The 13,620-nt window shown below is 49.1% G+C and carries 11 protein-coding genes, 1 pseudogene and 1 riboswitch; of the genes and pseudogenes, 6 read left to right on the forward strand and 6 right to left on the reverse strand.

What is annotated here, in order from left to right; genetic code table 11:
- Window positions 1-10: 10 nt before the first annotated feature.
- The 3 genes and pseudogenes from gyrB (at window position 11) to EPB59_RS12365 (ending at window position 4,104) form a co-directional block, all read left to right on the forward strand.
- Window positions 11-2,428, forward strand: coding sequence for a DNA topoisomerase (ATP-hydrolyzing) subunit B (gene gyrB / locus EPB59_RS12350; RefSeq protein ID WP_154173000.1), 2,418 nt, complete (start codon window positions 11-13; stop codon window positions 2,426-2,428).
- Window positions 2,429-2,845: 417 nt separating this feature from the next.
- Window positions 2,846-3,269, forward strand: a pseudogene (locus tag EPB59_RS12355) (transcription elongation factor GreAB).
- A gap of 397 nt (window positions 3,270-3,666) precedes the next feature.
- Window positions 3,667-4,104, forward strand: a complete 438-nt coding sequence (locus EPB59_RS12365; protein WP_001261062.1) for an Hsp20 family protein — start codon at window positions 3,667-3,669, stop codon at window positions 4,102-4,104.
- Between the two features lie 87 nt (window positions 4,105-4,191).
- On the opposite strand, the gene EPB59_RS12370 is transcribed toward EPB59_RS12365, so the two are convergent.
- From EPB59_RS12370 to glyQ, 3 genes are all read right to left on the reverse strand, one after another.
- Window positions 4,192-5,448, reverse strand: coding sequence for a valine--pyruvate transaminase (locus tag EPB59_RS12370; protein ID WP_001200166.1), 1,257 nt, complete (start codon window positions 5,446-5,448; stop codon window positions 4,192-4,194).
- A gap of 251 nt (window positions 5,449-5,699) precedes the next feature.
- On the reverse strand, window positions 5,700-7,766 hold the full coding sequence (gene glyS, locus EPB59_RS12375; protein ID WP_154173002.1) for a glycine--tRNA ligase subunit beta: 2,067 nt from the start codon (window positions 7,764-7,766) through the stop codon (window positions 5,700-5,702).
- 14 nt (window positions 7,767-7,780) lie between these two features.
- Entirely contained in the window at window positions 7,781-8,698 is a 918-nt protein-coding gene (gene glyQ, locus EPB59_RS12380; RefSeq protein ID WP_001174901.1) for a glycine--tRNA ligase subunit alpha, read from the reverse strand.
- A gap of 214 nt (window positions 8,699-8,912) precedes the next feature.
- A riboswitch (yybP-ykoY riboswitch) is annotated at window positions 8,913-9,023 on the forward strand.
- Between the two features lie 91 nt (window positions 9,024-9,114).
- On the opposite strand from glyQ, the gene EPB59_RS12385 reads away from it, so the two are divergent.
- Both EPB59_RS12385 and EPB59_RS12390 read left to right on the forward strand, forming a co-directional pair.
- Window positions 9,115-9,669, forward strand: a complete 555-nt coding sequence (locus EPB59_RS12385) for a TMEM165/GDT1 family protein (protein WP_055051976.1) — start codon at window positions 9,115-9,117, stop codon at window positions 9,667-9,669.
- Window positions 9,670-9,774: 105 nt separating this feature from the next.
- Window positions 9,775-10,035, forward strand: a complete 261-nt coding sequence (locus EPB59_RS12390) for a hypothetical protein (protein WP_055051977.1) — start codon at window positions 9,775-9,777, stop codon at window positions 10,033-10,035.
- Between the two features lie 81 nt (window positions 10,036-10,116).
- Here the strand turns inward: EPB59_RS12390 and tusA are convergent, their stop codons facing one another.
- Complete coding sequence (gene tusA / locus EPB59_RS12395) at window positions 10,117-10,365, reverse strand: sulfurtransferase TusA (RefSeq protein WP_000009548.1); 249 nt, start codon at window positions 10,363-10,365, stop codon at window positions 10,117-10,119.
- A 136-nt stretch (window positions 10,366-10,501) separates the two neighbouring features.
- Here tusA and EPB59_RS12400 point away from each other — a divergent pair, with 136 nt between their 5' ends.
- Window positions 10,502-10,687 carry a hypothetical protein gene (locus EPB59_RS12400; protein ID WP_000958281.1) on the forward strand — a complete coding sequence of 62 codons (186 nt, stop codon included), beginning with the start codon at window positions 10,502-10,504 and terminating at the stop codon, window positions 10,685-10,687.
- 171 nt (window positions 10,688-10,858) lie between these two features.
- On the opposite strand, the gene EPB59_RS12405 is transcribed toward EPB59_RS12400, so the two are convergent.
- Window positions 10,859-11,839 carry an MDR family oxidoreductase gene (locus tag EPB59_RS12405; RefSeq protein ID WP_154173004.1) on the reverse strand — a complete coding sequence of 327 codons (981 nt, stop codon included), beginning with the start codon at window positions 11,837-11,839 and terminating at the stop codon, window positions 10,859-10,861.
- Between the two features lie 248 nt (window positions 11,840-12,087).
- Window positions 12,088-13,620, reverse strand: a complete 1,533-nt coding sequence (gene ilvA, locus EPB59_RS12410; protein ID WP_154173006.1) for a threonine ammonia-lyase, biosynthetic — start codon at window positions 13,618-13,620, stop codon at window positions 12,088-12,090.

Here is a 13,620-nt window from a genome sequence, read left to right on the forward strand (position 1 = left end):
AGAGTAACTCATGTCGAACAATTACGATTCATCGAGTATTAAGGTACTGAAGGGTCTGGATGCGGTACGTAAGCGTCCGGGTATGTACATCGGCGACACTGATGATGGCACCGGTCTGCACCACATGGTTTTTGAGGTGGTAGATAACTCAATTGATGAAGCGTTGGCGGGTTACTGTAAAGACATCGTGGTCACTATCCACGAAGACAACTCAGTGTCAGTCAGCGATGACGGTCGTGGTATCCCGACCGAAATGCATCCTGAAGAGAAAGTGTCTGCCGCAGAAGTCATCATGACTGTACTGCACGCCGGCGGTAAATTTGACGACAACTCCTATAAAGTCTCCGGCGGTCTGCACGGGGTAGGTGTGTCGGTGGTTAACGCGCTCTCTGAAAAAGTGCTACTCACCATCTATCGCGGCGGCAAAATCCACACCCAAACTTACCATCATGGTGTGCCACAAGCACCGTTGGCTGTAGTGGGTGATACTGAGCGTACCGGTACTACCGTACGTTTCTGGCCAAGCGCACAAACCTTTACCAATATCGAATTCCATTACGACATTCTGGCTAAACGCCTGCGTGAGCTGTCATTCCTGAACTCTGGCGTTTCGATCAAGCTGAGCGATGAGCGTGAAGAAGATAAAAAAGACCACTTCATGTATGAAGGGGGTATTCAAGCGTTTGTGACCCACTTGAACCGCAATAAAACGCCGATCCATGAAAAAGTCTTCCACTTCAACCAAGAGCGTGAAGATGGCATCAGCGTGGAAGTGGCAATGCAGTGGAACGATGGCTTCCAAGAAAATATCTACTGTTTTACCAACAACATCCCACAGCGTGATGGCGGTACCCACTTAGCCGGTTTCCGTGGTGCGTTGACCCGTACTTTGAACAACTACATGGACAAAGAAGGCTTCTCGAAGAAAGCGCAAGCAGCAACCTCGGGTGATGATGCGCGTGAAGGCTTAACGGCAGTTGTTTCGGTGAAAGTGCCGGATCCTAAATTCTCAAGCCAAACCAAAGATAAGCTGGTTTCTTCGGAAGTAAAATCCGCGGTTGAGTCAGCCATGAATGAGAAGCTGGCTGATTTCTTGGCGGAAAACCCAAGCGAAGCGAAAAACGTTTGTTCGAAGATTATTGATGCGGCGCGCGCTCGTGAAGCGGCGCGTAAAGCACGTGAAATGACTCGTCGTAAAGGCGCGCTAGACCTCGCTGGTTTGCCAGGCAAACTGGCGGATTGTCAGGAAAAAGACCCAGCATTGTCTGAACTCTACATAGTGGAAGGAGACTCAGCGGGCGGTTCAGCGAAACAAGGCCGTAACCGTAAGAATCAAGCGATTCTGCCGCTGAAAGGTAAAATTCTTAACGTAGAAAAAGCGCGTTTTGACAAGATGTTGTCTTCACAAGAAGTCGCGACCCTGATCACTGCATTGGGTTGTGGTATCGGCCGTGATGAATACAACCCAGATAAACTGCGTTACCACAACATCATCATCATGACCGATGCGGACGTCGACGGCTCGCACATTCGTACTCTGCTGTTGACCTTCTTCTACCGCCAAATGCCTGAGCTAATTGAGCGTGGTTATATCTACATTGCTCAGCCACCACTCTACAAAGTGAAGAAAGGCAAACAAGAGCAGTACATCAAAGATGAAGACGCGATGAACCAGTACCAAGTGGCACTGGCGATGGATGGCGCAGAGTTGCACGTGAATGCCGATGCTCCTGCATTGGCGGGTGAACCGCTGGAGAAACTGGTTCAGCAATACAATGCCGCGATCAAGTTGGTTGAGCGCATGAGCCGCCGCTACCCTTACGCGATGCTGCATGAGCTGATTTACGTACCACGCATCAATGCCGAGCTGTGTGCGGATAAAGCCGCAGTTGAAGTTTGGACACAGCGTTTAGTCGAACAGCTGAATGCTAAAGAAGTGGGCGCGAGCCAATACAGCGTTCTGGTTGAGCACAATGCTGAGCTGAATGTGTACCTGCCAAAAATTCAGGTACGTACTCATGGTGTGACCCATGAATACTTGCTGAGCGCAGATCTGATCAACTCGAAAGAGTACGCTAAGTTAGCGGAACTGTCAGAAGCGCTAGACGGCTTGATTGAAGCAGGCGCGTTTATCAAACGTGGTGAGCGTGTTCAGCCGATCAGCAGCTTTGCCGCTGCACTTGAGTGGTTAATCAAAGAATCGCGTCGCGGTCTGTCTATCCAACGCTATAAAGGTCTAGGTGAAATGAACCCAGATCAGCTGTGGGAAACCACGATGGATCCAGACACTCGTCGTATGATGCAAGTGACCATCGAAGATGCGGTAGGCGCGGATGAGCTGTTCACTACTCTAATGGGTGATCAAGTTGAACCACGTCGTGCATTTATCGAAACCAACGCACTGAAAGTGGCCAACCTCGACGTATAAGGGGTTGGTTGATTCACAGTGATAAAAAGCAGCGCTGCGGCGCTGCTTTTTTTATCTCTGCAATTTGTACTTTCCTGATGCTGGAGGTCTGCAACCTCGCGCAAGTACAAAAGACACAATAAAAATTTTGTGTCGAATATCCTCGGTTGTTGGACTAAAGCACCAGCATTGAGTCATAAGTAAGGCTTTTCTATCCTAGAATGGCGTTTATTAGACTTTCATTTTTTCTCTATATTTCATTGGGTTGCATTCATTTTTTTAGTGTCTATAGTGGTCTGTGAACCCTATAGTTATTCCTCATTTTTTGACTGGAGGTCAGGATGGTCGCCTTTGTGAATTGAACCGGGAGTGTATTTCACTCCCGGGCATACTCATCGATTTGTCACTGTTGGTAATGGAATGAGCAAAGGAAGTATCATGCTGAACCGGTTATCTTTGAATATTCGGCGTTTTCTCGCCGGTTGGTGGCTACGTAGCCGCTTTTTGACCTATCAATCTCCGTTGTTGCTGCTCGAATTGTTCGAGAAGTTGGAGCATCCTCGCTCGCCTATTGAACGAGCGCCACAGCGCATTAAGCTTGGGGATACGGTGAGCCTTGTTGATGCTCATCGTCAGTTGTCGTTTCAAGTCACTCTGACCACGTCTGAAGATCAGCACGAAGTCCACGGTGGCGTGACGTGCGACTCCCTACTTGGTGCCGCCCTACTTGGCCGTCGTCAGCATGAAGTGTTTACGTTGCCTATTTGGGGCCAACATCACTGCTTTGCCATTACTCACGTTCAGCACTCAATGCAGGGTAAGCCAACCAAGCTTTGCCCATGTTTGTTATGTCAGTAATTAGGAGTTTGTCATGAGTAAACAAGAGATGAAAAAACCACAACTCAGCCTCAAAGAGAAGCGCAAGCTGAAGCAAGAAAAAGCGCAAGATAGCTCAGTGATTAAGCCACGCAAAAGCAAAGGCCGTTAAGTTAGGATAAAGTGCATTATCCAAATTAGCCCGACTCAGTGTCGGGCTTTTTTTCAAAAAATTTTGGGGCAAAAACTTGAAATGGTTTTGAGCGACCTTATATCTAGAAGTGAAGAGGATGCCGCTAGGACCTCTGAACTGGAATAACACCCTTGCTCAACTGAGGAGTGTGTTATCTAACTGAAATCACGCCGATTCAGGTCATAAGAATGGATCGGGCGACTTAACAAGTCATTGTTAAGACTATTGCTTAATCAAAGAGGATAGGAATATGAGAACTGTAGATTTTACTCCACTGTACCGCAACGCGATTGGCTTTGACCGTCTACTGAACATGATGGAAAACAGCGCGGCGAAAAACGCCCAAGGCGGATACCCTCCATACAATATCGAGCAAAAAGAAGACAACCAATATCGCATTACCATGGCGGTAGCGGGTTTTGGCGATGAAGAGATCGATATTACTCAACAAGAGAATACTTTGATTGTGCGCGGTGAGCGTAAACCTGAAGAGAGCAAAAACTACATCTATCAGGGCATTGCCGAGCGCGATTTTGAACGTAAATTCCAATTAGCGGATTACGTGAAAGTGACTGGCGCGACTATGGAACATGGTCTGCTGCACATTGATTTAGAGCGCGAAATTCCAGAAGCGATGCAGCCACGCAAAATTGCGATTAACGGCAAGCACCTACTGGAAAACAAATAACTCTGCGCAGCGTTTTAACGCACTGAACGCTAGATAAAACGAAGCCCGCGAATTTCGCGGGCTTTTTGCATTGCTTAGTTTGGGTGTTTAGACGTTGGCTTGTTGATACGCTTTTTGTACTTCTTCGGCGATGATGGCAATGCCTTGTTCCATCGCTTGCTCGTTCTGCACATAGTTCATACGCAAGCACTCATGAGCATGTGGCCATTCTTGCGGCTGGCCGATAAAGAAATATTCGCCCGGTACAATCAATACGCCACGCGCTTTCAAACGTTGGTAAAGCTCCATTGTGGTGATCGGCAGTTCGTCAAACCACAGCCAGAGGAAGATCGCCCCTTCTGGTTTATGGATGCGAAAACGCGGATCAGTAATCGCACTTTGCAGCAGCTCTACCGCATGTTGCGCTTTTTGGCGATAAAACGGCTTGATCACCTGCTCGCTAAGTCTCAGCAGATCGCCTTTTTCTATCATGCGTTGCACCAGTGCGGGTCCCATACTGCCGGGTGCTAAGCTAATGATGCCATTCATGTTGGTCAGTGCTTGGGTCACCGCTTCATTGGCGATCACAATGCCGCAGCGCAGACCGGGCAAACCCAGTTTGGATAGGCTCATGCACAAGATGGTGTTGTCATTCCAAAACGGTTCAACGTCTTCAAAAATGATATTCGGGAATGGCACGCCGTATGCATTGTCGATAATTAAAGGCACACCGTTATCACGTGCTAATTGGTCGAGTTTGTGGATTTCCTCTTCGGTTAACACGTTACCGGTTGGGTTGGTGGGGCGAGACACACAGATCGCAGCCACCGATTCATCGACTTTCAGCTCAGAAAAGTCCACATGGTATTTGAACAGTCCTTGATCGAGCAGCTCAATCTCCGGACGGTAGGAGACAAAAATATCGTCATCAATGCCTGCATCACCGTAGCCAATGTATTCGGGCGCGAGGGGCAGGAGGATTTTTTTGTGTGCACCATCGGGCTGTTTACCGGCAAACAAGTTAAACAGGTAGAAAAAGCCACTCTGGCTGCCGTTGGTTAAAGTGATGTTCTTTTCGCTGATATTCCAGCCATACGTCTCACGCAGCAGTGTGGCGAGCGATTTTACAAACACATCTTTGCCCTGTGGACCATCGTAATTGGTCATGGCATTGAGCAGTGAACCATCGGCCAACATTTCGGCGCTGGTGTTATGGAAATAATCGAGCATGGCAGGGATGGCAGCAGGATTACCGCCACCAAGCATGATCGCGCCTGGAGTGCGCAGACCATCGTTCAAATCATCCATTAACTGGGTAATACCGGAGTAGCGATTAAACTTTTCGCCAAAAGAGGAATACTGCATTGCTCGACTACCTAATGATTGCTGTGTGTTTGCGAAACGATATACCGGTGGAATCTCCGCCGTTTAGAATAGTTCTTGAACATACCGCAATGTATTTGCGAGGCAAAGCAATATTTTTGTGTCCCCTTCCTACTTGAAGCTGCAGCGGTGTTGGCTGCAACTCCAAGTCGTTTGGGGAGCGCGAGCAAAAACAAAGCCCAACTCAAAAGAGTTGGGCTTAAAGTTTGTTGACGAAATTATCGTGCTGCAGATTATTTTTGCAGCAGCGAAATGTCAGCAATTTGCAGGAACAGGTTACGCAGCTTGTTGAGCAGCGTGAGACGGTTCTTCTTCAGTGCTTCATCGTCAGCCATCACCATCACGTTGTCGAAGAAGGCATCGACAGGCGCGCGCAGGCCAGCCAGTTTGCTCAGGGCTTCTTGGTAGTTGCCGGTTGCAAACGCAGGTTCTAACGCTTCTGCCATGATTTCGACGGCTTCGGCTAAGGCCTTTTCTGCATCTTCTTGCAGCAGAGCGAGATCGATTTCTTCACCCAATTCGCCATCGTACTTCGCCAGAATGTTGCCTACACGCTTGTTGGCTGCTGCCAGTGCTTCGGCTTCTTCAAGAGCGCGGAAGTGCGATACGGCTTTCACACGCTGATCAAAGTCAGCGGGTTTGGTTGGGTTACGCGCCAGCACCGCTTGGATGATGTCGATGCTAAAGCCCGCATCTTGGTACCAGGTTGGGAAACGGCCAAGCATAAACTCGATCACTTCCTGCTCAACGTTGGCGTTAGTCAGGCGGTTACCAAACAGTGATTTGGCTTTGGCAATCAAATTCACCAGATCCAATTGGTAGCCGTACTCAACCAGAATACGCAGCACACCCAGTGAAGCACGACGCAGAGCAAATGGGTCACTGCCTTTCGGCGCCTGACCAATACCAAAGATACCTACGATAGTATCGAGTTTGTCAGCCATTGCGACTGCGGCAGAAACACCACGGCTTGGCAGTTCATCACCCGCAAAACGTGGCATGTACTGCTCGTTGAGCGCAACCGCCACTTCTTCTGCTTCGCCATCGTGACGCGCATAGTGCATACCCATCACGCCTTGGGTGTCGGTAAATTCAAACACCATCGAGGTCATGAGGTCACATTTTGCCAGTAGGCCTGCACGCTTAGATTTCTCTACGTCAGCACCGATCTGTTCTGCGATGTAGCCAGCCAGTTCAGTGATGCGGTCGGTTTTGTCTTTAATCGTGCCGAGTTGCTGTTGGAAAATCGCGTTTTCTAGCAGAGGTAAGCGATCCACCAATGGGCGCTTGCGGTCTGTATTAAAGAAGAATTCTGCATCCGCTAGACGTGGACGAACTACCTTCTCGTTACCTTCCACAATGTGGCGAGGCTCTTTCGATTCGATGTTCGAAACGAAGATGAAGTTAGGCAGCAGTTTTTTGCTCGCGTCATAAACTGGGAAGTACTTTTGGTCACCTTTCATGGTGTACACCAAAGCTTCTGCCGGAACTTTGAGGAATTTTTCTTCAAATTTCGCCGTCATGACCACTGGCCATTCCACCAGCGAGGTCACTTCTTCTACCAGTGCATCTTCCAGATCTGCGATACCGCCGAGCTGCTGAGCCGCTTGTTGTGAGCCTTCGATGATCATCGCTTTACGAGTCGCGTAGTCAGCGATGACTTTGCCGCGCTCTTCAAGAATCGCAGGGTACTGCTCAGCCGATTCGATGGTGAATTCCGCTTCACCCATAAAGCGGTGACCACGGAGGGTGCGTGCAGAAGCAACACCCAAAATTTCGCCTTGGATCAGTTCGCTACCAAACAGGATAGTCAGAGTTTTTACTGGACGGATAAATTGGGTTTCTTTATCGCCCCAACGCATTGGTTTCGCAATTGGCAGGTTAGCCAGCGCTTTGGCAGCCATGTCCACGACCACAGAAGCGGTTTGTTGGCCTTGCACTTGTTCTTTGAACAGCAGCCATTCGCCTTTGTCTGTGACGAGACGTTCTGCTTGCTCTACCGTGATGCCATTGCCACGCGCCCAGCCTTCAGCGGCTTTGGTTGGCTTGCCATCGGCATCAAACGCAACGTTGACGGCTGGGCCACGTTTTTCAACGACGCGATCCGGTTGGCTTTCTGCCAAATTGGCGACTTTCAGAGCCAAACGGCGTGGCGTGGCAAACCAAGTTACGCCTTCATGTGCGATGTCTGCTGTTGCCAGTTCTGCCGCAAAATTCGCCGCAAAGGCTTCGGCCAGCGTGCGCAGTTGCTTTGGTGGCAGCTCTTCTGTGCCTAGCTCAATTAAAAATTCTTTTGCCATGTGACGTCTTCCCCTTACTTCTGTTCTGACTTCTTACACATAGGGAAGCCCAGAGCTTCACGGGATGCGTAATAAGCTTCGGCGACCGATTTGGTTAGGTTGCGAATGCGCAGAATGTAGCGCTGACGCTCAGTCACTGAGATTGCTTTGCGAGCATCGAGCAGGTTGAAGGCGTGTGCCGCTTTCAAAATACGCTCGTAGGCTGGCAGAGGTAGTGGCTTTTCAAGCTCCAGCAGGTATTTACACTCTTTTTCGCACTGGTCGAAGTAAGTGAAGAGGAAATCCACATCCGCGTGTTCAAAGTTGTAAGTGGACTGCTCAACTTCGTTTTGGTGGAAGATGTCACCGTAAGTGACTTTGCCCAGTGGGCCATCGGTCCAGACCAGATCGTAAACCGAATCCACGCCCTGAATGTACATGGCTAGACGCTCAATACCGTAAGTGATTTCGCCGGTCACAGGCTTACACTCAAGACCGCCCACTTGCTGGAAGTAAGTAAACTGAGTCACTTCCATGCCGTTTAGCCACACTTCCCAGCCAAGACCCCAAGCACCTAAGGTTGGGTTTTCCCAGTTGTCTTCCACAAAGCGGATGTCATGCACACACGGGTCAACACCCAGTACGCGCAGTGAACCTAAGTACAGCTCTTGGATGTTGTCTGGTGACGGTTTGATGATCACCTGGAACTGGTAGTAGTGCTGCAGACGGTTTGGGTTTTCACCGTAGCGGCCGTCAGTAGGGCGGCGTGAGGGTTGAACGTACGCGGTTGCGATAGGTTCAGGGCCTAATGCTCGTAAGCAAGTCATCGGGTGAGAAGTACCTGCACCCACTTCCATGTCGAGAGGTTGCACAATAGTACAGCCTTGTTGGGCCCAATAATCCTGCAGCGCGAGGATCATACCCTGAAAGGTTTTGATGTCGTATTTTTGCATAGTCAGGTTCGCGCGATTCTTCTGTCTGAATTGATAAAAAATAACACTGAAGTATACCCAGATATTCCCTGACAAAGTAGCGGAAATCTTGCTGAATTAATCGACAATAATTTCTTTTGCGCTCATTTTTCCCGACTTTTATGCCAATTTCTCTCTGAATCAGGGAAAAGTAGGCAAGTGAGGGTTGCGATTGTCGATTTCGGTGGCTAGAATTCGCTCCGTCTTTGGGGAGTAGCTGGTCGTTAAGTTGTCAACTTGGCGATTCACACATCAACATATTTGGTACTCAATTACCATGGTGTGTGAGACCTGAGCCTTCAGGTTTAGCAAGACCTTAGACAAACAACACGAACTGGGATAGGGCGTGATTGTTTGTCTACGGTTCGATAATAAATCCCTGTCCCAAAGAGCATGTCATGAGCGTTTTAGCGATTTCAATTACTACGGTGGCTTTGGCAGAGATTGGGGATAAAACCCAACTGTTATCACTATTACTCGCCAGCCGTTACCGTAAACCCATTCCGATTATTGCCGCGATTTTTCTCGCGACGATTGCCAATCATGCGCTGGCGGCTTGGCTTGGTGTGGTGGTGGCGGATTATCTTTCTCCCGACATTTTAAAATGGGTGCTGGTGGTCAGTTTCCTTGCAATGGCAGGTTGGGTTCTAATTCCGGATAAATTGGATGAGGAAGAATCCATTTCATCACGAGGTCCTTTTGTTGCGAGTTTTATTGCCTTTTTTATGGCTGAAATTGGCGATAAGACTCAAATTGCCACCTCAATTTTAGGGGCGCAGTATGCGGATGCTTTGAACTGGGTGATTCTTGGTACGACCTTAGGTATGTTGCTCGCGAACGTTCCTGTGGTGCTGATTGGTAAACTCTCGGCTGACAAAATGCCGCTGGGGTTGATCCGTAAAGTGACCGCCGGTTTGTTTTTGGCGATGGCTCTGGCGACAGCATTTTACTGAGCGGTGAGCACTTGATTTAGGCTGTGCAGCGTGACTTACCACCCATCCTAGTGCGGATTATCATGCTAGGGTATGAACAGGTATCAAGAGTAAGAGGACACCATTATGCTGACTCGTTATATGGGGATGACACCGAAAAGCCAGAGTTACTTATTCAGTTTTGGCTTGGTGTTAACTTTGCTCGGTATGGCGTTAACCGATTTATGGATGCCGATGGTGGTGGGCGCGATTGTGATGACGGCATTAGCGGTCGAATCTTGGATTCGCGTAGCACATATTATCCCACTGCATGATGAAGTTCGGACGATGAGAAAACAGATCTCTGAACTGCAACGTCAGTTACATCAGCGCGATGAAATGATGTGATCCGCAATGAATGCCGCTTCCCAGTGAACAGCATTGATGCTTTCCAATGAAAAAAGACTGCCAAGGCAGTCTTTTTTGTTTTTACGCCAGACCTTTTTTGATCAGGTATTGATAGGGTAATGCATCGGTTTTTGCGTCAAGCAACTGGTGATCCATAAAGCGGCAGAAGCTGGGAATGTCACGCGTGGTGGAAGGGTCATCCGCCGTAACCAATAGCACGTCACCTTCCTGCATCGTACGAATTGTCTTCCTGACCATCATCACTGGCTCTGGGCAGCGTAATCCTTGCGCTTCTAAAGTATGGGTCGCGATGTCTGGATTAAAACTCATGGTCGAACCTTATTGGCGTCACTATTTGAGGCGTAGATATTACTGGTGAAGAAAAATTATTCAATAATCACTTGGCAAAAGGATCATTTTGTTATAAATTCCTTAACAAGTTGGTAACAAGTTAAGTGAGGAAATGATGTTAACCACACTCGATAGACTGACCATCTACGCGGTTTTGTGTTTTATTTCCTTGTGTGCCTTGGGCTTGGGAGAGACTACACAAGCTCAATTAATGCCAGTGGTAGGAACTGCAGCTTCGATTTTCGGTATTTGGCTGGAAATGCGCAGTGAGCAAGATACTACCGAGCAACCACATCGTTAATCAACGTCACTGACTACGCTCAATTACATTCCGACACTATCCCCATTTTTCTTGGGCTTCCCCGCTGAAAGGCGGGATTTTTTTGCCTGCTATTTATTACCAGATAACGTTCACAATGAGAAACCCGCCAACAGCGCGGGTTTCTTTCCATTCGAATCAATACGTTTTGGCTTAGAGTTTAACGACCACGCGGCCTGTCACTTGGCCATTGGTAATCGCTTCTGCGTATTCTGGCACTTGTGACAAGCTGATTTCGTGGCAGGCTTGAGCGTAGTAGCTTGCAGGCAACAACTCCGCTAGCTTCTTCCATGCAGCAAGGCGTTTCTCGATAGGGCAAGATACGGAGTCAACGCCCTGTAAACGCACATTGCGCAGGATAAATGGCATGACTGTGGTTGGCAGATCAAAACCACCAGCCAGACCACACGCAGCGACAACTCCATTATAGTGCATTTGTGCCAGCACTTTCGCCAACACCTTGCTGCCTACGGTATCGACCGCACCAACCCAGAGCTGTTTTTCGAGCGGTCTGGAGGCTTCACTAAATTCTTGGCGATCGATAACGCGCGAGGCACCGAGTTGTTCTAAAAGAGGGCTATTTTGTGCTACGCGTCCGGTCACTGCAGCTACTTGGTAGCCGAGTTGTGCGAGCAAGCTCACCGCAACTGAGCCCACACCACCACTCGCTCCGGTCACTAAAATTTCGCCATCTTCCGGTTTGATACCACCGTCAATCAGTGCCTGAACACACAACATAGCAGTAAAGCCAGCTGTACCAATCATCATGGCTTGCTGACTGGTTAAGCCTTGTGGCAGTTTCACCAGCCAGTCGGCATTCAATCGCACTTTTTGCGCCATGCCACCCCAATGATTTTCACCCACACCCCATCCGGTCAGGACCACGGCATCTCCGACTTGATAGCGCGCGTCTGCCGATTCCAACACTGTGCCTGCAAAATCAATCCCTGGAACCATAGGAAATTCACGGATAATTTTGCCTTTGCCAGTAATGGCGAGACCATCTTTGTAATTGAGCGAAGAATAGTCGACTGCCACCGTCACATTGCCTGCGGGCAGTTGTTCTTCTTGGATTTGGGTGACGGTAGCGTGAGTGGTTTTATCTTGTTGAGTAAGTAGCAACGCATTGAACATACGGGTTTTCCCTCTGTTTTATCCCTTTCTAACTAAAACGCCAAGTAGACAGGGACGGGTGGTAGAGCCAAGCGAAAGTAGGGGAGTATGCCAGTCTATTGGTGATGGTGACTGGATATAGAACAAGTTTTACCAAGAATCGCGCACGAATGGAATGAGTGTTTTTTCAACAAGATTGGAAGTGTGGATGAGCGAAAACCATTTTACGTTCATGCAAGAAAGAGCCCCACAACAAGGTGGGGCGAAGACTATTTAGCCAGGAAGAAACGATACGCAGGGTTATCGGTTTCATCTTTATAGCGATAACCGAGTTCAACCAAATGCTCTGAAAAGCGCACTAGGTCTGGTGTATCCAGTTCAAAGCCACACAGCACGCGACCGTAGTCTGCGCCGTGGTTGCGATAGTTGAACAAGCTGATGTTCCAGTGTGTGCCGAGCATGCTCAAGAATTTGAGTAGTGCACCGGGGTATTCAGGAAACTCAAAGCTGTACAAACGCTCGGTCAGCGGTTTGGAAGGACGCCCGCCAATCATGTAACGAATGTGCAGCTTAGCCATTTCATCATCGGAGAGATCTTGCACCGGATAGCCGGATTGGCGCAGCTCGTGAATGATGGATTTCAGCTCTTCTGGACCGCCGACTAAACGCACACCGACAAAGATATTGGCCAGTTGGTCATCACTGTAACGGTAGTTAAATTCAGTGACGGCACGGTTACCAATAATTTGGCAGAAGTCGAAAAATGCCCCTTTGCGTTCTGGAATGGTCACTGCGAGTAAGCCTTCGCGTTTTTCACCCAGTTCGCAGCGTTCAGAAACATAACGCAAACCGTGGAAGTTGGTGTTGGCACCAGAAAGTACCGTCCCCAACTGCTTGCCTTTGAGCTGCTGCTGTTCGGCAAATTTCTTCAGCCCAGCCAGCGCCAATGCGCCAGAAGGTTCAGCGATGGCGCGCGTATCTTCAAAGATGTCTTTCACTGCCGCGCAGATCTCATCACTGGAAACCGTCACGTGCCCATCAATGTACTGCTGGCAAAGGCGAAAGGTTTCATCGCCAATTCGTTTTACAGCGACACCATCTGCAAACATGCTGACTTGATCCAGCACCACAGGTTTACCCGCATCTAAGGCGGCTTTGAGGCAGGCAGAGTCTTCTGGCTCAACTGCAATGACTTGAATCTCCGGCATCAACTGTTTCACCAGAACCGCCACTCCCGCCGCTAAACCACCGCCACCGACAGGCACAAAAATGTAATCCAAGTGGCCATTTTGTTGCAGCATTTCCATGCCAATCGTGCCTTGTCCTGCAATCACCAAAGGGTGATCGAACGGTGGCACAAAGGTGTAGCCTTGTTCTTTGGCTAGACGTTCTGCTTCAGCTTTGGCTTCATCGAAATTGCTGCCGTGCAGCAGCACTTCGCCGCCAAATCCGCGTACCGCTTCAACTTTAATGTCCGGCGTGGTGCGTGGCATGACGATGGTGGTTTTGATGCCAAGTTTAGTCCCCGACAGCGCCATGCCTTGAGCATGGTTGCCTGCGGAAGCCGCAATCACGCCCGCTGCTTTCTGATCTTCACTCAGATGCGACACCATGTTGTAAGCGCCGCGCAGTTTAAACGAGTGCACAGGCTGGCGATCTTCACGTTTGATCTGCACTTGGTTACCAATCCGCGCCGAAAGACGCGGCATGGTTTGCAATGGCGTGACGTTGGCTACCTCATACACCGGAGAGCGTAAGATCTGGCGCAGATAATCTGCGCCAGTTTGATTGGTTGATCCCAT

This window comes from Vibrio metoecus (assembly GCF_009665255.1).
In the GTDB taxonomy this organism is placed as follows: domain Bacteria; phylum Pseudomonadota; class Gammaproteobacteria; order Enterobacterales; family Vibrionaceae; genus Vibrio; species Vibrio metoecus_B.